Source organism: Pedobacter roseus (genome assembly GCF_014395225.1).
Lineage (GTDB): Bacteria > Bacteroidota > Bacteroidia > Sphingobacteriales > Sphingobacteriaceae > Pedobacter > Pedobacter roseus.
The window spans coordinates 1,724,483-1,751,121 of record NZ_CP060723.1 but is presented as its reverse complement, the minus strand read 5'-3'; the positions used below and the strand labels follow the sequence as shown (position 1 = coordinate 1,751,121).

The following is a 26,639-nucleotide window of genomic DNA, read 5'->3' as shown; positions in this document are numbered from 1 at the left end:
TTAATGTTCAACCCGGTTTTATCAACCGGACTGAACTAAGTCTTATCTTATTTTTTAAATGCCCTGATTAATGTGATGTAACCTTTATACACTTCAAACTCATCGCTGTTTGCTTTTTTAACACGCAGCAAGTAGTAGTAAGTACCTTCGTTCAATCCCTCGCCTGTCCAGTTGTTCTGGTAACCTTTGGCATGGAACACTTCATTACCCCATCTGTTTATGATCTGCAATTCGTTGGCCTGATATTGGTTAAGACCAATAATTTCGAAGGTATCGTTAATACCATCGCCGTTTGGCGTAAACAGGTTAGGAATGGTAATGCCCGTGAAGTTAGCCGTTAAGGTTACAGCTGCAACATTGGTATAATATCCGTAAGCATCTTTTACGCGGTAGGTAAATACATCATCACCCACATAACCCGGATCTGGTGTATAAGTTACCGTACCATCAGCATTTACTTTTACAGTACCATGTTTAGGCTGGCTTACAATCTCAACCGTTAATTTATCGAAGGTAGAGTTGCCCGGATCATCATTCGCCAGTACATTAATCACCACTGGTGCATTGGCTACAGTTTGTCCTTTATCATCAACAGCAATTGGCGATTTAGGGAAAGTGGTAACCGTTGGCGTATTGTTCGTTTCTGCTGTTCCTGAAACATCGGTTACATTAACACCGCCCATTGTTTTGGCATTTACGGTTGCGGTATTGGTTACCGTACCTAAATCCTTATCAGCCTGGATTAAAGTGTACACTTCAACATCGGTTACGGTTGCACCCGGAGCAAGTCCGCCGGCAACGGTAATCACCTTGTTGTTTAATCCCAGTTTGGCATCGGTTAAGGTTATGGTATTTAAAGTAATGGTTCCTGTATTCTTGATGGTGAATGTATAGGTTACTTTATTACCATTAAATACCGCCGTTTTAACCAATGCTATCGATCCGGCATTAGGAATCAATGTTACTGTTGGTGTATTGTTGTTCTCGGCCGTACCGGAGATATCGCTAACCGAAACATTGGCTGGTGTTTGACCGGTGATGTTAGCACTGTTGGTTACGCTACCCGCATCTTTATCGGCCTGCGTTAACTGATAAACATAACTATCAGTTACGGTTGCGCCTGGAGCCAGTGTTCCTGGTATCACCCTGTTCAGTCCAAGTTTAGCATCCACCAATGTGATGATATGTAAGGTTACGTTTCCGGTATTTTTAACACTGAAGTTATACGTAATGCTATTTCCATCAGCACTTAAGGTACCGGTTTTAACCAGGGTAATGGTAGATGCCGGAGCGATTACCGTTACGGTTGCATCACCAATAGCCGGTGTATTCGGATCATCAGATTGTTTGCTGATGGTACCACCGTTTGGCGTTTGTGCTGTTGCAGCTGCCTGGTTTGTAAACGAACCATTATTTACCTCTGTTAAGGTAACGGTGTGTTTAGCCGTTACGGTTACACTTGCACCTGGCAATAAGCTTGTTATACCTGCCGGAGTGATAGATCCAACATCGGCACCAGCGTCAGTAACGGCAATATTTGTTAAGGTTACGTTACCCGAGTTGGTTACCACGATGTTGTAATTGATCACATCGCCAACCTTGCTTACCGTGTTGGTAGCCACTTTGGTTAAGCTCATGGCCGGTGCTGCTACCAGGGTTATATTTACCGGGATAGTTACCGTTGTGGTGCCGCCTTTGCCATCGCTTACGGTTATGGTGAAGGTATCGTTACCTACGTAACCCGCAGTTGGGGTGTAAGTATAAGTACCATCAGGGTTCACCACTACTGTACCATGTGCAGGAGCTGTTGTTACCGTGAAAGTAAGTGCATCACCATCCACATCGCTTGCAGTAATGGTTCCGTTAACCGCTGTATTCTGCGGAGTAGTAATTGCTGGTGCAGTTGCCACTGGTGCATCGTTCACCGGGTTGATGGTTACCGAAATGGTTATGGTAACAGTTCCACCTTTACCATCGCTTACCGTTACGGTAAAAGTATCCGTACCGTTGTAGTTTGGAGCAGGTGTATAAGTGTAACTACCATCAGGGTTTACCACAACTGTACCATGTAGCGGCGGCGTGCTTACTGTGAAAGTAAGAGGGTCGCCATCAGCATCGGTAGCTGTAATCTTTCCATTAACCGGGATATCCTCGTTAGTGCTAATGGCTGGTGCAGTTGCTACTGGTGCAACATTGGTTGGATTAACGGTTACGTTAATGGTTACCGTAGTTGTACCGCCTTTACCATCGCTTACGGTTACCGTGAATACATCCGGACCGCTGTAATTATTGGCCGGAGTGTAAGTATAGGTTCCATCAGGATTAACCATCACTGTGCCATGCGCAGGGGCTGTACTTACCGTGAAAGTAAGCGGATCGCCATCTGCATCGGTAGCCGTGATTGTTCCGTTAACCGGTGTGTTTTTATTGGTGGTAATGGCCGGTGCAGTTACCACTGGTGCAACATTGGTTGGATTAACGGTTACGTTAATGGTTACCGTGGTGGTACCACCTTTACCATCGCTTACGGTTACCGTGAACACATCCGAACCGCTGTAGTTATTCGCCGGAGTGTAAGTATAGGTTCCATCAGGATTAACTACTACTGTACCATGTGCAGGGGCTGTACTTACCGTGAAAGTAAGCGGATCGCCATCCGCATCGGTAGCGGTGATTGTTCCGTTAACCGGTGTGTTTTTATTGGTGGTAATGGCAGGCGCAGTTACCACTGGTGCAACATTGGTTGGATTAACGGTTACGTTAATGGTTACCGTAGTTGTACCGCCTTTACCATCGCTTACGGTTACCGTGAATACATCTGTACCACTGTAATTGTTCGCTGGAGTGTAAGTATAGGTTCCATCAGGATTAACCACCACTGTACCATGTGCGGGGGCTGTACTTACCGTGAAAGTAAGCGGATCGCCATCTGCATCGGTAGCGGTGATTGTCCCATTAACCGGCGTGTTTTTATTGGTGGTAATGGCCGGTGCAGAAGCAACTGGCGCCACATTGGTTGGATTAACGGTTACGTTAATGGTTACCGTAGTGGTACCGCCTTTACCATCGCTTACGGTTACCGTGAACACATCCGGACCACTGTAATTGTTGGCCGGAGTATAAGTATAGGTTCCGTCAGGATTAACCACTACTGTTCCGTGTGCAGGGGCTGTACTTACCGTGAAGGTAAGCGGATCGCCATCCGCATCGGTAGCAGTGATTGTTCCGTTAACCGGTGTGTTTTTATTGGTGGTAATGGCCGGTGCAGAAGCAACTGGTGCAACATTAGTTGGATTAACCGTTACGTTAATGGTTACCGTAGTTGTACCACCTTTGCCATCGCTCACGGTTACCGTGAATACATCCGGACCGCTGTAGTTGTTGGCCGGAGTGTAAGTATAGGTTCCGTCTGGATTAACCACTACTGTACCATGTGCGGGAGCTGTACTTACCGTGAAGGTAAGCGCATCGCCATCTACATCACTTGCGGTAATGGTTCCGTTAACCGGGGTATTTTTGTTGGTTGTGATGGCTGGTGCTGTTGCAACAGGCGCATCATTAACCGGATTAATGGTTACCGGAATGGTTACCGTAACTGTACCACCTTTACCATCGCTTACGGTTACCGTGAAGGTATCTGTACCGTTATAGTTTGGCGCTGGCGTATATGTATAAGTACCATTAGGGTTTAGGGTTACCGTTCCGTGTGCTGGTGGTGTAGTTACCGTAAAGGTAAGCGGGTTGCCATCAGGATCGTTAGCAGTAATGCTTCCGTTAACCGGGATATCCTCATTAGTGGTAATGGCTGGTGCAGTTGCAACAGGCGGACGGTTATCGATAATGTTAACTGTAGCTGGTGCGGTATTAGCGGTAATCAATGCATTATTTGTTGTTGCATTCAGCGTTAATATTACCGTTTCGTTTCCTTCGCTGATGTTGTCATCAAGTACGGGAACTGGAAGTGTTACCGAAGTTTGTCCTGCAGGGATGGTGATCGTTGTGCCGATTGAAGTATAATCTGCACCACTGGTTGCCGTACCAATTACGGTGTAGCTAACCTGCGTATCTGTTGTAGATGGATGACTTAAGGTAAAAGTAAACTGACCAGGAGTTGATGGTTCAGCACCATCAGCCGTTGCAGTTACCGTAACTGTAGCCGTTGTACCATCTATAATGTTGATGGTTGCAGGAACATTGCTTACGGTTACCGCAGGGTTGGCCGAACTGCTTAAAGTTGCAATTACGGTTTCTGGTCCCTCTACCAATGCATCGCTCAATACCGGAATGGTAATGGTTGCAGTGGTTTGACCAGCAGGGATGGTAATGGTTTTAGTTACAATCGCGCTGTAGTCGCTGCCTTCTGTAGCTGTTCCACCCAAGGTGTAGGTAATCTGCGTATCGGTAGCCGAAGGATTGCCCAGGGTTACTGTAAATGTTCCATTGATCGGACCACTTTCATTACCACTTATTCCAGGCGTAATGGTAGCTACTGTTACGTCGTTATCTACGATGATAGTAGTTGCCGTGTTTGTGGCAATGGTTATCAGATTATCAGATATATTGCTGATTATAGCGTTAAATGTTTCATTCGCTTCAACCAGGTTATCGTCGATAACTGGAACGGTAAACGTTAAGGTTGCACCCGCTGCTGAACCTGCTGGGAAGGTTAATGTTCCACTGGTTGTAGTGTAATCTAAACCTGCAATTGCGGTACCGTTGGTTGTGGTGTAATCAACCGTAAATGCATTTTGAACCGCAGCACTTAAAGTAACGGTAAAGGTTGCTGTTCCGGCGCCTTCGTTAACTGTTGTAGCGGTTGAGATGCTTACACTAGCCGCATTGTTATCGGCAATGTTAATGGTTGCAGGAACGTTGCTCACGGTTACCGCCGGATTACCAGAGGCCGTTAAGGTAGCAATTACCGTTTCTGTACCTTCTAAAATTGCATCACTCAATACCGGGATAGTAATGGTAGCAGTAGTTTGACCGGCAGGAATAATAACTGTTTTAGTTACAATCGTACTGTAATCGCTGCCCTCTGTTGCTGTACCACCTAAAGTATAGGTAATCTGTGTATCGGTAGCCGATGGCTTACCTAAAGTTACGATGAATGTTCCGTTTGCAGGACCATTTTCGTTACCATCAACACCAGCCGTTATGGTAACTACCGACGAATCGTTATCGATTATGGTGGTGCTTGCCGTGCCTGTACCAATGGTTACCAAATTACCGCTTACGCTGGTAATTACACCATTAAACGTTTCGTTCGCTTCAACAATATTATCGTCGGTAACCGGAACAGTGAACATTAAGATTGCACCCGCTGCAGCACCTGCAGGGAATGTTAAGGTTCCACTGGTTGCAGTATAATCTAAGCCGGCTGTTGCTGTGCCATCGCTTGTGCTGTAAGCAACAGTAAATGCATTTTGAACGGCAGCGCTTAGGGTTACGGTAAATGTAGCGGTTCCGGCTCCCTCATTAACTGTTGGAGGAGTAGAAATACTTACCGTAGCGGCATTGTTATCGGCAATGTTAATGGTTGCCGGAACGTTGCTGGTGGTAATCTGTGGATTGCTTGAGGCCACCAAAGTAGCAATAACCGTTTCTGTCCCCTCTACTACCGCATCAGCCAATACCGGAATGGTGATGGTTACAGTGGTTTGACCCGCTGGGATGGTAATGGTTTTAGTTACAATGGTTGAGTAATCGCTGCCTTCGGTTGCGGTTCCACTTAAAGCATAAGTAATCTGTGTATCGGTAGCCGATGGATTATTTAAAGTAACCGTAAATGTTCCGTTAACCGGACCGTTTTCGTTACCGTTTGTACCCGCAGTTATCGAAGCAATAGAAGAACCGCTATCGGTAATGTTCACTGTTGCAGGCGTAGTGCTTGCAATGATCGAACCGTTATTGGTAGCGGCATTCATGGTTAAGATTACGGTTTCAGTTCCCTCTACAACGTTATCGTTCAATACCGGAACTGATACGGTCGCAGTGGTTTGTCCGGCCGGGATGGTTACCGTATTGCCAATTGGCGTGTAATCCGTTCCGCTGGTTGCTGTTCCATTTACGGTATAAGTAATCTGTGTATCGGTAGTAGAAACATGACTCAGGGTAAAGGTAAACTGACCAGGAGTTGAAGGCTCTGCCCCGTCTGCCGTTGCCGCTACCGTTACAATTGCTTCGGTATTATCGGCAATGTTAATGGTTGCAGGCGTATTGCTTACGGTTACCAATGGATTACCAGAGGTTACCAGTTTAGCAATAACGGTTTCTGTACCTTCTACTATAACATCGGTTAATACCGGAATTGTAATAGTTCCAGTGGTTTGACCTGCAGGAATGGTGATGGTTTTGGTTACAATGTTGCTGTAATCGCCACCTTCGGTTGCTGTTCCTGCCAAGGTATAAGTTAACTGGGTATCGGTAGCAGCAGGATTGCTTAAGGTTACGGTAAAGGTTCCGTTAACCGGTCCGTTCTCGCTACCGTTTGTTCCGGCGGTAATTGTAGCTACTGATGAATCGTTATCGGTAATGGTTACGGTTGCTGTACCATCTGCAATGGTTACCAATCCGCCTGTTACATTACTGATGATACCGTTAAAGGTTTCGTCTCCTTCAACAATGTTATCATCGATAATTGGAACAGTGAAAGTTAAACTCGCACCTGCGGCAGAACCTGCAGGGAAATTTAATTTTCCGCTGGTTGCCACATAATCCAATCCTGCTTTTGCAGTACCATCAGCTGTAGTATAATCTACACTGAAGGCATCCTGTACCGATCCGCTTAAGGTTACAGTAAAGGTTGCAGTTCCGGCAGCTTCGTTAACATTGGTCTGTATAACAGAAATACTTGCCGTTACCGAATTGTTATCGATAATATTAATGGTTGCAGGTATATTGTTAACCGTTACCGCCGGATTATTGGTTCCGGTTAAGGTAACTACAACGGTTTCATTACCTTCTACAACATTATCGCTGATTACAGGGATCACAATGGTTCCGGTGGTTTGACCAGCCGGGAGGGTAATGGTTTTGGTAATGGTGGTATAATCGCTACCCTCGGTTGCGGTTCCACCAACGGTAAAGGTAATCTGGGTATCAGTTGATGATGGATTACTTAAACTTACCATATAGGTTCCATTTACCGGACCGTTTTCGTTACCATTTGTACCTGCAGTAATGCTGGCTACCGACGTATCGTTATCGGTAATGGTTACGGTTGAGGGCGAAGTACCAATGGTAACTACATTACCGGTAATACCGCTTAGTGCAGCACTAAATGTTTCCGAAGGTTCAACCAGGTTATCATCGTTAATTGGAACGGTGAAAGTTAAGGTTGCACCTGCTGCAGCATTGGCAGGGAATGTTAAGGTTCCGCTGGTTGCAGTATAATCAAGTCCTGCTATTGCTGTACCATTTATTGTAGCATAGTTTACGCTAAAGCTATTTTGTACATCGTTGCTTAAGGTAACCGTGAAAGTGGCAGTGCCCGCATTTTCGTTGATTACCGGTGTAGTTGATATACTCACCGTTGCCACATCTGCATCAAGGATGTTGATGGTTGCAGGTGTATTGTTCACCGTAATAGCCGGATTGCTGGAAGCCGTTAAAGTTGCTATTACCGTTTCGGTACCTTCTGCCACCCCATCGGCCATAACCGGAATGGTGATGGTTCCGGTAGTTGCGCCAGCAGGAATGATGATGGTTTTGGTAACCGCACTGTAATCGGCACTTTCTGTTGCTGTTCCGGTTAAGGTGAAGGTTAATGTAGTAGGCGTAGATGACGGGTTGGTTAACTTAACGTTAAACACACCATTTATCAATCCATTTTCGTTTGCGTTGGTACCTGCAGTGATGCTTGCAATAGCGCTGTCATTATCGGCAATGATTACTGTCGCCGGACTTGCGCCAATGGCCACATCAGCACCCTGTACGTTGCTTAAGCCCACCGTGAATGATTCTGAATTTTCAATCAGGTTATCATCAATAATCGGGATCACTACGTTAAGCACGGTACCTGCAGGTGAATTTGCAGGGAATGTTAAAGTTCCGCTTGTTGCAGTATAGTCTAATCCTGCCAGGGCTGTGCCGTTTGCTGTTGTATAATCAACAGTAAAGCTGTTCTGAACCGCTACGTTTAAGGTAACTGATAGGGTAACCGTACCTACTGATTCAGGAACACTTGCAGCATTGATCGAAATACTTACGTTAGCCGTATTGGCATCAAGAATATTGATGCTTGCAGGGGTGCTACTTACAGTTACTGCAGGGTTGTTTGATGTACCCAGGGTCGCAATCACCGTTTCAATACTTTCTGCTACTGCATCGGCAATAACCGGAATGGTAATCATTCCTGTGGTTTGGCCGGCAGGGATGGTGATGGTTTTGGTTACAATTGCAGTATAATCGCTGCCCTCTGTTGCTGTACCACCTAAAGTATAGGTTAGCTGCGTATCGGTAGCCGATGGATTACTTAAGGTTACGATAAATGTTCCGTTAACCGGACCAGTTTCGTTACCGTTTGTACCCGGTGTTATGCTGGCTACAGCTGTATCGTTATCAGTAATGGTAACTGTTGCTGTGCTGGTTGCAATGCCTACCAATGGTGTACTTACGTTACTTAAAGTAGCACTAAAGGTTTCAGATGGCTCAACAATGTTATCATCGTTAATTGGAACAGTGAATGTTAAGGTTGCACCTGCAGGAGAGTTTGCAGGGAAAGTTAATGTTCCTGTTGCATTGGTATAATCTAAACCAGCTGTCGCAGTTCCATCTGTTGCTTTATAATCAACACTGAATGCGTTTTGTACCGCTGCACTTAAGGTTACCGTAAAGGTTGCCGTGCCAGCGTTTTCGTTAATCACTGGTGTGGTAGAGATGCTTACCGTTGCCGAGCTGTTATCAAGAATATTGATGCCCGCTGGTGTATTGTTTACATTAATTAACGGGTTGTTTGTGCTGCCCAGGGTAACGGTAACCGTTTCTGTTCCTTCTACTATCGCATCGGCCAATACCGGAATGGTAATGGTTCCGGTGGTTTGACCAGCCGGGATGGTAATGGTTTTCACAATTGGGCTGTAATCGCTTCCTTCGGTTGCTGTTCCGCCAACGGTATAGGTAATTTGTGTATCAGTTGATGACGGATTACTCAAAGTAACGGTAAATGTTCCGTTAACCGGACCGTTTTCGTTACCGTTTATGCCTGGCGTAATGGTTGCAATTGCCGTATCGTTATCGGTAATGTTAACCGTTGCAGGTGTTGTGCCTGCTGTAATTGAAGGATTGCTGGTTGCAGCAGCCATGGTTAATACCACGGTTTCTGTTCCTTCAACAAGGTTATCGTTCAATACAGGTACACTAACCGTTGTAGTGGTCTGTCCGGCCGGGATGGTTACCGTTATACCGATCGAAGTATAATCCAATCCGCTGGTAGCCGTTCCATTTACCGAATAGGTAATCTGTGTATCAGTAGTAGATACATTGCTTAAGGTAAAGGTAAACTGACCAGGCGTAGATGGCTCTGCCCCATTTGCCGTTGCTGCTACCGTTACTGTTGCAGTGCTGTTATCAATAATATTAATGCTGGCAGGGGTGTTGCTCACACTTACCAATGGATTATTAGCAGTACCCAAAGTTACCACAACGGTTTCGGTACCCTCTACCAAATTATCGGTTAATACCGGGATGGTGATGGTAGCAGTGGTTTGTCCTGCCGGAATGGTTATTGTTTTAGTAACAATGGTTGAGTAATCACTTCCTTCGGTTGCTGTTCCGCCTACTGTATAAGTAATGGTAGTTGGCTGCGAAGAAGGATTGCTTAAGGTTACCACAAATGTTCCGTTTGCAGGTCCGTTCTCATTACCGTTTGTTCCGGCAGCAATTGTAGCTACCGAAGTATCGTTATCAGTAATGTTAACCGTAGCAGGTGTTGTATTTGCTGTAATTGAAGGATTGCTTGTTGCAGCAGTCATGGTTAAAATAACCGTTTCTGTTACTTCAGCAATATTATCATCAATTACCGGTGCACTTACCGTTGCAGTGGTTTGTCCTGCCGGGATGGTTACCGTTGTACCAATTGAAGTATAATCTACACCGCTTGTTGCTGTTCCGCTTACGGTATAGGTAATCTGTGTAGGTGTGGTAGATGCATTGCTCAACGTAAAGGTAAACAGCCCAGGTGTTGCAGGCTCTGCCCCATTGGTGGTAGCCGCTACCGTTACCGTTGCAGTGGTATTATCATCAATATTGATGGTAGCAGGTATATTGCTGATGTTAACCAATGGGTTGTTCGAGTTGGTTAAGGTAGCAATTACCGTTTCTGTACCCTCTACCAGGTTATCGGTTAATACCGGAATGGTAATGGTGCCAATGGTTTGACCAGCCGGGATGGTAATTGTTTTGGTAACGATGGTTGAGTAATCGCTTCCTTCGGTAGCTGTTCCTGTTAACGTATAAGTTAAAGTAGTAGGTTGCGATGATGGATTGCTCAGTGTTACCGTAAATGTACCATTTGCAGGTCCGTTTTCGTTACCCGGTGTACCAGCTGTAATGGTCGCTACCGAAGTATCGTTATCGGTAATATTAACAGTTGCCGGAGTAGTACCAGCAGTAATTGAAGGATTGTTGGTTGCAGCCGTCATGGTTAAAATCACCGTTTCTGTTCCTTCAGCTATATTATCGTTCAATACCGGTACACTTACCGTTGCCGTGGTTTGTCCGGCAGGGATGGTTACCGTTGTACCAATCGAGGTATAATCCAATCCGCTGGTTGCTGTTCCGCCAACAGTATAAGTAATCTGCGTATCGGTTGTAGATACATTGCTTAAGGTAAAGGTGAACAAACCTGGTGTGGTTGGCTCTGCTCCATCGGTTGTTGCGGCTACGCTTATTGTTGCCGTAGTGTTATCAAGAATGTTGATGCTTGCAGGTGTATTGCCTACCGTTACCAATGAACTACCAGAAGCTGTTAAAGTAGCCATTACCGTTTCAGTACCTTCAACCAGGTTATCGGTTAATACCGGGATGGTGATGGTTGCGGTAGTTTGACCTGCCGGAATGGTAATGGTTTTGGTAACAATAGGCGAGTAATCACTACCCTCCGTAGCTGTGCCACCCAAAGTATAGGTGATCTGCGTATCAGTTGATGATGGTTTGCTCAAGGTTACGGTAAACGTTCCGTTAACCGGACCGTTTTCGTTACCAGGTGTACCAGCCGTTATCGTTGCTACAACTGCATCATTATCAACAATGGTTGCCGTTGCCGTAGCATTACTGATAATTACTACCCCGCCAGTAATACCGCTTAATGTTGCAGTAAAAGTTTCGGATGGCTCGGCCAGGTTATCATCAATAATCGGAACGGTGAAAGTTAATGTAGCACCAGCCGCAGCATTTGCAGGGAAATTTAAGGTTCCATTAGTTGCTGTATAATCTGATCCTGCTGTTGCGGTTCCGTTTGCAGTTGTATAATTAACACTAAATGCATCTTGAACAGCGTTGTTCAGGGTTACCGTAAAGGTAGCCGTTCCAGCACCTTCATCAACCGTTGGCGTGGTAGAAATACTTACACTTGCAGTATTTGCATCAAGGATATTGATGGTTGCAGGTGTTGTACTGGTGGTAATCGATGGATTACTTGAAGTACCTAATGTAGCAATAACAGTTTCCGGACTTTCGGTAATGGCATCGGTTAATACCGGAATGGTAATCGTTCCGGTGGTTTGACCAGCAGGAATGGTGATGGTTTTGGTTACAATAGCAGAATAATCACTTCCTTCGGTAGCAGTTCCACCCAAAGTATAGTTAATCTGCGTATCGGTAGCCGATGGATTACTTAAAGTAACCGTAAAAGTTCCATTTACCGGACCAGTTTCGTTTCCGTTTATGCCAGGTGTAATGGTGGCAACCGAAGTATCGTTATCGGTAATGGTTACCGTAGCAGTTGCAGTTGCAACAGTTACCAGGTTGGTACTTACGTTACTAATGGTTGCGCTAAAAGTTTCGTTTGACTCAACCAGGTTATCGTTGTTAATAGGAACGGTAAAGGTTAAAGTTGCACCAGCTGCAGATCCTGCAGGGAAAGTTAAAGTTCCGTTTGTTGCAGTATAATCTAATCCTGCACCGGCAGTTGCTGTTCCGTTAGCTGTTGCATAATCAACCGTAAATGCATTTTGAACTGCTGCACTTAAAGTTACGGTAAAGGTTGCTGTTCCAGCTGCTTCGTTAACACTGGTTGGGGTAGCAGAAATACTTACCGTTGCCATATTGTTATCAAGAATGTTGATACTTGCCGGTGTATTGCTTACGGTTACCAATGGATTGCCAGAGGTAGCCAATGTAGCAGTTACAGTTTCGGTACCTTCTACTATCGCATCGGTTAATACCGGAATGGTAATCGTTCCGGTGGTTTGACCAGCCGGGATGGTAATGGTTTTGGTAACGATGGTAGAGTAATCGCTTCCTTCAGTTGCTGTTCCACCTAAAGTATAAGTAATGGTGGTAGGTTGTGAAGATGGATTGCTTAAGGTTACGGTAAATGTTCCGTTTACAGGACCATTTTCGTTTCCAGGCGTACCTGCGGTAATGGTGGCTACCGCCGTATCGTTATCGGTAATGTTAATGCTTGCAGGTGCTGTGCTTGCCGTAACCGATGTATTGCTTGTTGCAGCAGTCATGGTTAAGATTACAGTTTCAGTACCTTCAGCAATGTTATCGTCCAATACCGGTACCGAAACCGTTGCAGTAGTTTGTCCTGCAGGGATGGTTACCGTTGTACCGATCGAAGTATAATCTGCTCCGCTTGTTGCGGTACCGCTTACGGCATAAGTAATCTGCGTATCAGTTGTAGATACATTACTTAAGGTGAAGGTAAATTTACCTGGTGTATTAGGTTCAGCACCATCGGCAGTACCGGCTACAGTTACGGTAGCAGTTGTATTGTCGGTAATGTTGATCGTTGCAGGTGTATTGCTTACTGTTACAGCAGGGTTGTTGGTATTGCTTAAAGTAGCAACAACCGTTTCGGTACCTTCTACAACATTATCGGTTAATACCGGAATAGTGACGGTTGCCGTAGTTTGACCTGCCGGGATGGTAATGGTTTTGGTAACGATGGACGAATAATCGCTTCCTTCTGTTGCTGTTCCACCCAAAGTATAGGTAATCTGTGTATCGGTAGCCGATGGATTACTCAAGGTAACGGTAAAGGTTCCGTTAACCGGACCATTTTCGTTTCCTGGGGTGCCCGGGGTAATGGTTGCAACCGAAGTATCATTATCGATAATGGTTACAGTAGCGGTATTGGTTGCAATGCCTACCAAAGTACCGCTTACATTACTAATGGTTGCGTTGAAAGTTTCGCCTGGTTCAACTACATTATCATTGATAATTGGAACGGTGAAGGTTAAGGTTGCGCCAGCGGCAGCGCCTGCAGGGAAGTTTAATGTTCCACTGGTTGCTGTATAATCGCTGCCAGCAGTAGCTGTTCCGTTTGATGTTGCATAATTAACACTAAAACCTGCCTGTACCGCATTGCTTAGGGTTACCGTAAATGTTGCGGTACCTGCTGCTTCGTTTACACTGGTTGGTGTAGCAGAAATGCTTACTGTTGCAGGGTCGTTATCGATAATGGTACCGATACCTTCTGCCTGTGTAATGGTAACCGGAGCAGTTGCATTGCTTAAGGTTACTTTAAAGCTTTCAGTACCTTCGCTAACGTTATCATCCGTAATCGGGATCAGAATGGTTTGTGTAGCTCCAGAAACTGATCCGGCAGGGAAAGTAACTACACCTGTTTTAGCGGTATAGTCTGATCCTGCAACGGCCGAGTTATCAGAAGTTGCATAATTGATAGAAAGTGCATCCTGTATGTTTCCTGTTAAGGTTACGGTGAAGCTCATATTGCCAGCGCTTTCTAATGCAGAAACACTGTTAATGGCCACACTTGCAGCATCATCGTCGGTAATGGTTGCTGTTCCGGTTGCACCTCCCGCTGGGATGGTTACTACCGATCCGGCACTTACACTGTTCAATTTAACGGTAAATGTTTCGGCCAGTTCGGCGATGTTATCATTTATAACAGGAATATTGAAAGTTTGAGTTGCACCGCTAACAGAACCTGCAGGGAAAGTTACGCTGCCTGTTGTTGCCGTATAATCAGAACCAGCTAAAGCCGTTCCGTTTGTTGTGCTATAATTTACGGTAAATGCATCCTGAACGTTACCGGTTAAGGTTACGGTAAAGGTTGCGTTACCTGCATTTTCTACTACCGAAATACTGTTAACCGCTACCGTTGCATTATCGTTATCGGTAATGTTTACGGTTGCAGGGGCTGTAGCAGCAATAATTGCCGGGTTATTGGTGGCAGCAGTCATCGTTAAGATCACTGTTTCCGTTGGCTCGGCAAAAGTATCATCCTGTACCAGAACCGGTACAGTTGCAATGGTTTGTCCGGCCGGGATGGTTACCGTTGTACCAATCGAAGTATAATCTGTTCCGCTGATGGCTGTTCCTGTTACCGCATAAGTAATCTGAGTATCGGTTGCAGATACATTACTTAAAGTAAAAGTGAACAAGCCCTGCGTATTTGGCTCTGCACCGTTGGTGGTAGCTGCCACAGTTACTGTTGCAGTGGTATTATCGGTAATGTTAATGGTTGCTGTTTTATTAGCCGGTGTTGGAGTTACCGTTACCAACGGACTGTTGGTAGAAACCAATGTTGCCACTACAGTTTCTGTTCCTTCAACAATATTATCGGTTAATACCGGAATGGTAATGGTTCCGGTAGTTTGACCAGCCGGGATGGTAATGGTTTTGGTAACGATGGTAGAATAATCGCTTCCTTCGGTTGCGGTTCCACCTAAAGTATAAGTAACCTGTGTATCGGTTGAAGATGGATTACTTAAAGTAACCGTAAATGTTCCGTTTACCGGACCGTTTTCTTTACCAGGTGTTCCGGCAGCGATAGATACTGTTGCGGCATCGTTATCAACGATAGTTGCCGTTGCAGTAGCATTGCTGATTACTACTATATTACCCGTAATACCACTTAATGTAGCAGTAAAGGTTTCGTTGGTTTCAGCGATATTATCGTTGATGATCGGAACGGTAAAGGTTAATACTGTACCCGCCGGAGAGTTTGCAGGGAAATTTAATGTTCCGCTGGTTGTGGTATAATCAGAACCTGCTGTTGCGGTTCCATCAGCTGTGTTATAATTTACGCTGAATGCATTTTGAACTGCATTGTTCAAGGTTACCGTAAAGGTTGCCGTACCTGCAGCTTCGTTAACTGTTGGTGTGGTAGAAATACTTACGCTCGAAGTATTGGCATCAATAATATTGATGCTTGCCGGCGTAGTATTTACGGTTACTGCATTGTTCGATGTCCCTAAAGTTGCAATTACCGTTTCTGTACTTTCGGTTAGGGCATCAGGTAATACATCAATGGTAATGGTTCCGGTGGTCTGCCCTGCCGGAATAGTAATGGTTTTGGTTACAATAGTGGTATAATCACTCCCTTCGGTTGCGGTACCACCTAAAGTATAGGTAAGCTGTGTATCTGTTGAAGCCGGTTTGCTCAAAGTTACAATGAAAGTTCCTTTAACTGGGCCAGTTTCGTTACCGTTTATACCTGGGGCAATACTGGCTACAGAGGCATCGTTATCGATAATGGTTACCGGGGCACTACCTGTTCCAATGGTCACCAAGGCACTATTTGTGCCTGTTAATGTTCCATTAAAGGTTTCACTAGGCTCAACCGTGTTATCATCGATAACCGGAACGGTAAAAGTTAAGGTGCTTCCTGCCGGAGAATTGGCAGGGAAGTTTAATGTTCCACTGGTAGCGGTATAATCCTGACCAGCTGTGGCTGTTCCATTGGTTGTAGCATAATTAACGCTAAATGCATTTTGAACAGCTGTGCTTAAAGTTACCGTAAAGGTAGCTGTTCCGGCACCTTCGTTAACACTGGTTGCGGTAGCAGAAATACTAACGGTTGCCGTGTTGTTATCGAGGATGTTGATGGTTGCCGTTTTATCAGCAGGTGCTGTGGTAATGGTTACCAACGGACTGTTAGATGAAACAAGGCTCGCGATAACAGTTTCAGTTCCTTCCACTACATTATCAGCCAATACCGGAATGGTGATCGTACCTGTAGTTTGACCTGCAGGGATAGTAATGGTTTTGGTTACGATGGTTGAGTAATCACTTCCTTCGGTTGCTGTTCCAGCTAAAGTATAAGTAATCTGCGTATCAGTTGATGATGGATTACTTAAGGTAACGGTGAAAGTTCCGTTAACCGGACCGTTTTCGTTCCCAGCTGTTCCTGCTGTTATGGTTGCGATAGAAGTATCGTTATCAGTAATGGTTGCGGTAGCTGTACCAGTTCCAATAGTTACAGATCCTAATCCGCCTGTTACATTACTTAATGTTGCCGAGAAAGTTTCAGTTGGCTCTACTACGTTATCGTTTATAACCGGAACGGTAAAGGTTAAGATTGAACCTGCCGCCGAACCTGCAGGGAATGTTAATGTTCCGTTTTTAGCAGTATAATCTGATCCGGCTTTCGCAGTACCATCTACAGTAGTATAATCAACTGTAAATCCATTTTGTACCGCTGTGCTTAAGGTTACGGTGAACGTTGCATTACCAGCAGCTTCATCATAACTGGTTGGTGTAGCAGAGATGCTAACGGTAGCTGTATTCTTATCAATGATATTTATCGTAGCCGTTTTATCAGCAGGTGCTGTGGTAATGGTTACCAACGGACTGTTAGACGAAACAAGGTTCGCGATAACCGTTTCATTTCCTTCAACTATATTATCAGCCAATATTGGAATGGTAATCGTACCTGTAGTTTGACCTGCAGGGATCGTAATGGTTTTGGTTGAGATAGTAGAGTAATCACTTCCTTCAGTTGCTGTTCCGCCTAAAGTATAGGTAATCTGCGTATCTGTTGAAGATGCATTACTTAAAGTAACGGTGAAAGTTCCGTTAACCGGACCATTTTCATTTCCGTTAACTCCCGAAGTAATACTTGCGATAGATGCATCATCATCGGTAATGGTGCCTGTGCCGGTAGAAGTTGCTATAGTAGTCGGACCTGTACTGATGCCAGAAAGTACAACGGTAAATGCCTCGGTTGATTCACTGATCGCATCGTTCAAAATAGGAACGGTAATCGTTCTGGTTGTGCCTGTTGGCGAGTTTGCTGGGAAGGTTAAAGTTCCTGTGGTATTGGTATAATCTGAACCGGCAATGGCAGTACCATTTGCTGTAGCGTAATTAACTGTTACCTGGTCCTGGATAGCGCCAGTCAAAGTCACCGTAAATACCATGTTGCCGCCGCTTACGTTCTCGGCAACACTTACATTGTTGATTGCTAAGCTCGATGCATCATCATCGGTAATGGTGCCTGTGCCGGTAGAAGTTGCTATAGTAGTCGGACCTGTACTGATGCCAGAAAGTAAAACGGTAAATGCCTCGGTTGATTCACTGATCGCATCGTTCAAGATAGGAACGGTAATCGTTCTGGTTGTGCCTGTCGGCGAGTTTGCCGGGAAGCTTAAAGTTCCTGTGGTATTGGTATAATCTGAACCGGCAATGGCAGTACCATTTGCTGTGGCATAATTAACAGTTACCTGGTCCTGGATAGCGCCAGTTAAAGTCACCGTAAATACCATGTTACCGCCGCTTACGTTTTCGGCAACACTTACGTTGTTGATCGCTAAGCTCGATGCATCATCATCGGTAATGGTGCCTGTGCCGGTAGAAGTTGCTATAGTAGTCGGACCTGTACTGATGCCAGAAAGTACAACTGTAAATGCCTCGGTTGATTCACTGATCGCATCGTTCAAGATAGGAACGGTAATCGTTCTGGTTGTGCCTGTTGGCGAGTTTGCCGGAAAAGTTAAAGTTCCTGTAGTATTGGTATAATCTGAACCGGCAATGGCAGTACCATTTGCCGTGGCATAATTAACAGTTACCTGGTCCTGGATAGCGCCAGTTAAAGTCACCGTAAATACCATGTTGCCGCCGCTTACGTTTTCGGCAACACTTACGTTGTTGATCGCTAAGCTCGATGCATCATCATCGTTAATGGTGCCTGTGCCGGTAGAAGTTGCTATAGTAGTCGGACCTGTACTGATGCCAGAAAGTACAACAGTAAATGCCTCGGTTGGTTCACTGATCGCATCGTTCAAAATAGGAACGGTAATCGTTCTGGTTGTGCCGGTCGGAGAGTTTGCCGGGAAGGTTAGCGTTCCTGTAGTATTGGTATAATCTGAACCGGCAATGGCAGTACCGTTTGCTGTAGCGTAATTAACTGTTACCTGGTCCTGGATTGCGCCAGTTAAAGTCACCGTAAATACCATGTTGCCGCCGCTTACGTTTTCGGCAACACTTACGTTGTTGATCGCTAAGCTCGATGCATCATCATCGGTAATTGTTCCGGTTCCGGTCGAAGTTGCTATAGTAGTCGGACCTGTACTGATGCCAGAAAGTAAAACAGTAAATGCCTCGGTTGGTTCACTGATCGCATCGTTCAAAATAGGAACGGTAATCGTTCTGGTTGTGCCTGTTGGCGAGTTTGCCGGAAAAGTTAAAGTTCCTGTAGTATTGGTATAATCTGAACCGGCAATGGCAGTACCATTTGCCGTGGCATAATTAACAGTTACCTGGTCCTGGATAGCGCCAGTTAAAGTCACCGTAAATACCATGTTGCCGCCGCTTACGTTTTCGGCAACACTTACGTTGTTGATCGCTAAGCTCGATGCATCATCATCGGTAATGGTGCCTGTGCCGGTAGAAGTTGCTATAGTAGTCGGACCTGTACTGATGCCAGAAAGTACAACTGTAAATGCCTCGGTTGATTCACTGATTGCATCGTTCAAAATAGGAATGGTAATCGTTCTGGTTGTGCCGGTCGGAGAGTTTGCCGGGAAGGTTAGCGTTCCTGTAGTATTGGTATAATCTGAACCGGCAATGGCAGTACCATTTGCTGTAGCGTAATTAACTGTTACCTGGTCCTGGATTGCGCCAGTTAAAGTCACCGTAAATACCATGTTGCCGCCGCTTACGTTCTCGGCAACACTTACGTTGTTGATTGCAAGGCTAGATGCATCATCATCTGTAATTGTTCCGGTTCCGGTAGAAGTTGCTATAGTAGTCGGACCTGTACTGATGCCAGAAAGTACAACGGTAAATGCCTCGGTTGATTCACTGATCGCATCGTTCAAGATAGGAACAGTAATCGTTCTGATTGTTCCTGTTGGCGAGTTTGCTGGAAAAGTTAAAGTTCCTGTAGTATTGGTATAATCAGAACCGGCAATGGCAGTACCATTTGCCGTGGCATAATTAACAGTTACCTGGTCCTGGATTGCGCCAGTTAAAGTCACCGTAAATACCATGTTGCCGCCGCTTACGTTCTCGGCAACACTTACGTTGTTGATCGCTAAGCTCGATGCATCATCATCGGTAATGGTGCCTGTGCCGGTAGAAGTTGCTATAGTAGTCGGACCTGTACTGATGCCAGAAAGTACAACGGTAAATGCCTCGGTTGATTCACTGATCGCATCGTTCAAAATAGGAACGGTAATCGTTCTGGTTGTTCCGGTCGGAGAGTTTGCCGGGAAGGTTAGCGTTCCTGTAGTATTGGTATAATCTGAACCGGCAATGGCAGTACCGTTTGCTGTAGCGTAATTTACAGTTACCTGATTTTGGATAGCGCCAGTCAAAGTCACCGTAAATACCATGTTGCCGCCGCTTACGTTCTCGGCAACACTTACGTTGTTGATCGCTAAGCTCGATGCATCATCATCGGTGATGGTGCCTGTGCCGGTAGAAGTTGCTATAGTAGTCGGACCTGTACTGATGCCAGAAAGTAAAACGGTAAATGCCTCGGTTGATTCACTGATCGCATCGTTCAAAATAGGAACGGTAATCGTTCTGGTTGTTCCTGTTGGCGAGTTTGCTGGAAAAGTTAAAGTTCCTGTAGTATTGGTATAATCTGAACCGGCAATGGCAGTACCATTTGCCGTGGCATAATTAACAGTTACCTGGTCCTGGATTGCGCCAGTTAAAGTCACCGTAAATACCATGTTGCCGCCGCTTACGTTTTCGGCAACACTTACGTTGTTGATCGCTAAGCTCGATGCATCATCATCGGTGATGGTGCCTGTTCCGGTAGAAGTCGCAATGGTAGTCGGACCTGTACTGATGCCAGAAAGTACAACTGTAAATGCCTCGGTTGATTCACTGATCGCATCGTTCAAGATAGGAACAGTAATCGTTCTGGTCGTGCCTGTCGGCGAGTTTGCCGGGAAGGTTAAAGTTCCCGTAGTATTGGTATAATCTGAACCGGCAATGGCAGTACCGTTTGCTGTAGCGTAATTTACAGTTACCTGGTCCTGGATAGCGCCCGTTAATGTCACCGTAAATACCATGTTGCCGCCGCTTACGTTTTCGGCAACACTTACGTTGTTGATCGCTAAGCTCGATGCATCATCATCGGTAATGGTGCCTGTGCCGGTAGAAGTTGCTATAGTAGTCGGACCTGTACTGATGCCAGAAAGTACAACTGTAAATGCCTCGGTTGATTCACTGATCGCATCGTTCAAAATAGGAACGGTAATCGTTCTGGTTGTTCCGGTCGGAGAGTTCGCTGGAAAAGTTAAAGTTCCTGTAGTATTGGTATAATCTGAACCGGCAATGGCAGTACCGTTTGCTGTAGCGTAATTTACAGTTACCTGATTTTGGATAGCGCCCGTTAATGTCACCGTAAATACCATGTTGCCGCCACTTACATTCTCGGCAACACTTACATTGTTGATCGCTAAGCTCGAAGGATCATTATCAGCTATATTTACAGTGGCAGTAGCATCAGCTGTTACTGGCGTAATCAAGACCCCATTATTGGCCGAAGTTAATGTCAATATAACATTTTCAGTTCCTTCAGAAATCACATCGTCCACAGGAGAAATATTGATCGTGGCAGAAGTGCTGCCTGCCGGAATTACAACAGATCCAGAAATAGTTGCATAATCTGTAGTATTGGTTGCGCTTCCACTAATGGTATAGTTAACCGTTACAGGGTTGGCATTTACATTTTGAATACTAACCGTAAAAACACCAGGCGTTGCACTTCCTTCAGCAGCATTTGGTGTTGTTGCTACTATACTTGCATAGTTGTTAACCGAAACTGCACTATTATTTAAAATATTATTACACGTTCCTCCCACCCCATTGTTTGCACATTCGGTATCAGGATTTGTAGGAGTTGTAGTTGTTGCAGGATCAGTCGCATCAGGGTCTGTGGTATCAGCTGGCCGCAATATGGTTGCCTTAACTGGAATAGTTGTTCCTGCCAATGCGGTCCCTACAGTTCCAGTTATCGTATAAGTAACCTTCGAACCACTGGTCATGTCCAACTTGGAATTATAAGAAGTTGTTCCCGTAGTTGCCGAACTTTCTGTAATCGTTCCTGCATTTACAACTTTTGCAACTGTAATACCGGTCAACCCAGCAGGGAAGTTAAAAGCAAAGGGAGCGCCAGTAACAGCACTTACACTATTCAGGGCTGGATTAGCATTCGGGCTGTTTTTATTTTCTACAACTACCGTATAAGTAATCTGATTACCTGCATTAACTACTGTAGAAGCTGTAGACAATGTAGTAACGGCTAAATCTGCAACTGCTACGTTAACACTCACAGGTTGTACCGCATCAGCAGAAGGAATATAAGCCCAGGTATCTAGTGACTTAGTATCACCAAAACTTGTTGATCCTGTACCGGCATTGCTCGTACCGCTACCATTCCCTGATGCCAAATAAGTTCCCCATTTGTGGCCATTTACAGTATTTGTTGGTGTCGCAGTACTACTTAATCCAGTTAAATTTGTTACTGGTATGGATGATTCTGTAGAAACGCCAGCATTATCAATTGCCGAATCATCCCAATATACTTTAGAACTGTATATTGTTTCGTTTGTTGAAGCACTGTTTATATTATATGTGGTGTTATTATCTGTAAGTTCAATAATAATTCCTTTTGGATTAATCTCCATATCTATAAAAGGAAAGTGAACTTCAGCAGAAAATAGAGTAACCGTAATAGAGCTTACGGTGGTGCCCGCAGCCAAAACATTACCGGCCCCGTCTTTACCATCCCAATCTACATTATTCAAACCTTGAACAGCACTTCCAGTAATAACCCTATTTGTTCCTGAAGATACCGGAATCGTAATGCGATACGATCCCGCTGTACTTGCAGTAAAACTAATTGTACCTCCTTTTTGACCTGCCTTATTGGGAGTTCCCTCTTTACCCACCAACTGGGTGCCTGTAATAGATGGATTAACAGGTGTATTTTTCAACCAGGTTGTGGTTACACTACCAGTTGTTGCACCACTCACATCATTTAAAGCAACATTCGCTGCTGCATCCTGTGGAAGATCAGAAGCCGGGGCTGAGTAAAATATCTTATGAGTAACATCTGTACCACTATCCTGGATTCGTGGATCTTGAACAGCAGCAGCCACTGTTGCGGCAGTAGAAGAGTTTAAACTTTTAAAAGATGAATTACCATCACTTCTTAAAAAGCCTTTATTATTTGCGAAAAAAGTAAAACCGACTCCATTATTACCATTATTATTAACCCGATAAGCCCTACCATCTTTTGTAAGCACATAGTTAATACCTTGATATCCCTTGGTACTTACAAAGTTGTTACTACTACCATTAGCAGTGGCCGGGAACAATAGTAAATTTAATATATTGGCATAGGCTCTTCCAGGTTTAATTACTCCGGAACTTAAAACAGAGACATCCCATGAAGCAATAAAGGCTGCGTTGGTTCCATCCTGACTCTGCGTCCAGCTTGCATTTGCAAGTACATCAACTGCACCAGTAGTACCTCCATTTGTTGCTGGGGCAATAAAATCTACCCTGTATATACCATCAACAGTAGCTGTTAAATTAAAAGGCTCATATCCAGATGATATACCTGCCAATTCCTGTGCCCTATTATATATTCTTCCCACCGCACTATTTAATGTTGATGAGGCTTGTGTTCCATTAGGTCTGGTAATCACTATTTGTCCAGAGCCATAGCCTTGAGCACTTGAACCTGTACTAATAACCTCTCCATTTTTCGCGTACACATAATGGGTTCCTTTTGTTATAAAAGGCCAACTATTATCTGTTGCAGAACCAAATGTACCCGATTTACTTAATAAGAATGCTCTATTTCCTGTAATACCGTTTGGATATAAATCCCTTGATCCTGAACCATTATTAACATAAGGCCTGATCGAAATTTTACCATTTGCTCCATCACCTCCAAGCCCAACAGTACCAACAGCGCCACCGCCGCCACCACCTGGAATCACTCCTGCACTGCCATTGCCATTATTTGTTCTACCTGCACCACCATTACCACCACCAAATAAAGCTACGCCACCAGTTGGAACACCACCTGCCGCACCATCACCAGCCGAACTTGCCGAAGCACCACCACCACCACTTGTAGTAGTCGTACCAGTACCCCCGGCACCTCCTGCAAATAAATAAGCGCCCTTCGCACCCGTAATTGATCCGCCTGCTCCCCCGGCAGTTGCATTTGTTACTCCTGTTCCTCCATTGGCCAACACTGATGAAGCAGTTGCTGTTGTACCACCAAACCATGTTTGTCCACCAGAAGTTGTTACACTTGTACCTCCGGCACCAACGTTATAACTAATAGATGCTCCGGATGTAACGGTAACAATGCTCATAGAATAACCTCCGGCACCACCACCACCAGATCCACTAGCAGCTGCGGGTGTACCACCTTTACCTCCAGCTCCCCAAACCTCTACAACTATAGAAGTTACACCGGCAGGAACATTATATGTACCGGCGCCAGCAGTTGTTACCACAGTCTGTGCTTGAGCTCCAAGTAAAGAAAATAAACTAATTATGAGTATTACACAAAGTTTGTTTATTAGCTTACTATCAAGAATGGAAGAAATTGGATGCAAAACAAAACATTTACCGAATTTGTTCGTTAAATAATTATTAGTCCTAGAAAAAGCTCGTGCAGGGATACACGAAGAGAGTAAATTTTTATTCATACACGGGATGATAGAGCGGTTGCCTCATTGGGGATAATGCAACCATTAATAGCTATTTGTCGGTTTTAGAACCACATACGTAATTTCAAAACCTATGGTTTTAAAAAAATGAACAAAATGTAAATATTTCACTACACATTATTCATTCTGTTCATTTCTGGCGACAAAGATATATTATTCAGCATCATCCTTTTTACTTAAGTACTTATAAACGTAGTATAAAAACTACAAAAAACACAATATCTGACATTTGTCAAAAAAAATATGTCATTAATGCATTTAAGAAGAGTTTTCTAAAATCCTCTAAATCAAATATGTTTGATTTAGATCAAACAATTGACCACAACCAATAGCTATATAATATTTTTGTCATTTTGATTAGCTATCTAAAGCTTAATCATCAGGAAGAATTTTCCCATACGATTTTAATCGCATCTATTTATTGAATAGTTAAATATCTTTCAATAAAGTCTGAAAGCATGAGTGAAATTGGGTGAAATAGGCAAAAAAGTTTCCAGTCGGAACAAATACATTCTGCCCAACATAAAACTTTAGGTGCTTTAGGCTGTTATATAAATATCAATACTGATTAATATGGAAACGAAAAATAAAGGAAACGAGAATAAAACCAAGGGGAGTTCGAAAGAAAAGGCATCATTTGACCAAAATGGAAAGGGTGCATCAGACAAATTTGGCCAAGCTGGATCAACCCCGAACGAATCAGGAACGGCAGGCGCCGGCACCGTTAATAAGGATAAAAAGGCTTAGAAAAGATAAAAAGAGTAAAATACTCTTTTTATCTTTCGTAGATACTCATCTTTTCAGCAAGTTCTATAATACTTTTTATTTTCAGTTTCTGAAAAAGTCTAAGTTTATATGTACTTACAGTACCCATCTGAAGGTTAAGCTGATTGGAGATTTCCAATACGCCAATACCTTTGGTTAATAATTCTGCAACTTCTAATTCTCTGCCCGAAAGTTTGGTAAAAGGATTATCTGCATCATTACCCAATATGCTATTGAACATATTTTCTTTCACATTTCTGCTCGAGTAGCGGCTGCCAGCTAAAATGGTAGTAATCGCGGTTACAATTTCTGATTCTTCTGCATTTTTAGTCAAATAACCTGATGCACCAGATTTCAGATAAGGAACTGCATAGATATTCTCATTTAAAGATGAAAATACAAGGATTTTAGCATTTGGCTGAACTAATTTTAACTGATCAATTACCTTAAGGTTGTTGCCACCAGGTAAATTAACGTCAATAATAATTAAGCTTGGCGCTTTTTCTGTTTCGATAAGCGCCTGCTCCAAAGTGGATGCATGGATGATTTCAACACCAGGCCAAAAGTCTGATATTAAACCCTTTAAACCACGACGGATGATTTCATGATCATCAGCGATGAGCACTGTAAAAGTACTTACGGCATTTTTTGTTTTCATTATTTATAAGAATATTCTGCAAGTTAGTAAAAAGTTATTTTTTTGTACGCAATTGTAGTAAATTTTTCGCCCAAATGTGTAAATATTATTATACACAATCAAAAAATTTTGTTTAAAACACCCTGGGGGTTGCCAACCTGATGTTCGGTTTAATGAACGAATAAGATAAAGAGATCTCATGTGTGCCACCGCTATAACCCTGCAACGGACCAACGGAGAAGTCGTATCCGTAACCAATCCTGATTTTCTCCGAAGGAAAAATCTGTATGGCAGCGACTGCAGAATTTCGCGGAGTAAGATCACGCTGCAAATAGCTTTTATCATACAACTTTACTCCCGTCCGGTACGAACCGCCTACCCAAAGGAAATCCTTGATCAATAAAAAGGCATTTACATCCAAACTGGTCGGGCCACCACGATCGTCTTTTAACAGGAACGAAGGTTTGACCTGAAAATTTTCGTTAAGTGGAAATAAAGCCCCGGCGGTTAAATAATAATGTGGTTTTGGCTGTGGGATAAAGGCATAACGGTCGATATTGATATAAGTGGCAATCAGGTTGTCGACAGAGAAACCTGCATAATATTTATCATTGGCAAAGTAAACCCCTGCCCTGGCATCAGGTACAATGGTACTCTGTACGCCTACCGGTTGGTTGGGTTCCGGATTGTTCGGGTTCAACATCGATCCGTCAATCCCCAGTTGCACCATACCTACCCCTAAACCTAAAGCTAACCTTGAACTACCATCGTCGTTCATCCTGATGCGGTAAGCATAGTTGCCATAAATGCTCAGGTTGGTTTGTGCACCCAGTTTATCGCTGGCCACCTGCAGTGCAAGCCCTACATTACCGCTGTTGGCAATGGCATCTACGGCCAGCGACATGCTTCTTGGTGCCCCGGTAATGCCTGTCCACTGGCTACGGTAAAAGCTGTGCACATTAAGCACCTCTTTATAACCCGCATAAGCCGGATTGATATAGATCCCATTGAACATGTACTGACTGTACTGGGCATCTTGTTGTGCCGCTACCGGCTGCGAAAGCAATAGCAACGCTCCTGCTATTAAGCCTAATAATTTCTTCATCATA

The 26,639-nt window shown here is 44.2% G+C and carries 4 protein-coding genes; 1 reads left to right on the top strand and 3 read right to left on the bottom strand.

The genetic code is table 11. The features are described 5' to 3' along the window. Positions 1 to 47 precede the first annotated feature (47 nt). Positions 48 to 23,912, bottom strand: a complete 23,865-nt coding sequence (locus H9L23_RS07440; RefSeq protein ID WP_187594366.1) for a Calx-beta domain-containing protein — start codon at positions 23,910 to 23,912, stop codon at positions 48 to 50. 789 nt (positions 23,913 to 24,701) lie between these two features. On the opposite strand from H9L23_RS07440, the gene H9L23_RS07435 reads away from it, so the two are divergent. Beyond that, entirely contained in the window at positions 24,702 to 24,875 is a 174-nt protein-coding gene (locus tag H9L23_RS07435; RefSeq protein WP_187594365.1) for a hypothetical protein, read from the top strand. A gap of 28 nt (positions 24,876 to 24,903) precedes the next feature. On the opposite strand, the gene H9L23_RS07430 is transcribed toward H9L23_RS07435, so the two are convergent. Together H9L23_RS07430 and H9L23_RS07425 are read right to left on the bottom strand one after the other, a co-directional pair. Further along, positions 24,904 to 25,551 (bottom strand): response regulator, encoded by a 648-nt coding sequence (locus H9L23_RS07430; RefSeq protein ID WP_187594364.1) that lies wholly within the window; start codon positions 25,549 to 25,551, stop codon positions 24,904 to 24,906. Positions 25,552 to 25,663: 112 nt separating this feature from the next. Continuing rightward, entirely contained in the window at positions 25,664 to 26,638 is a 975-nt protein-coding gene (locus H9L23_RS07425; RefSeq protein WP_246474878.1) for a PorP/SprF family type IX secretion system membrane protein, read from the bottom strand. Position 26,639 lies beyond the last annotated feature (1 nt).

What these genes read in the sequence shown, in the direction of transcription:
- H9L23_RS07435 (WP_187594365.1), top strand. Translation starts at nt 24,702, where the DNA reads ATGGAAACGAAAAATAAAGGAAACGAGAATAAAACCAAGGGGAGTTCG.
- H9L23_RS07430 (WP_187594364.1), bottom strand. Translation starts at nt 25,551, where the DNA reads ATGAAAACAAAAAATGCCGTAAGTACTTTTACAGTGCTCATCGCTGAT.
- H9L23_RS07425 (WP_246474878.1), bottom strand. Translation starts at nt 26,638, where the DNA reads ATGATGAAGAAATTATTAGGCTTAATAGCAGGAGCGTTGCTATTGCTT.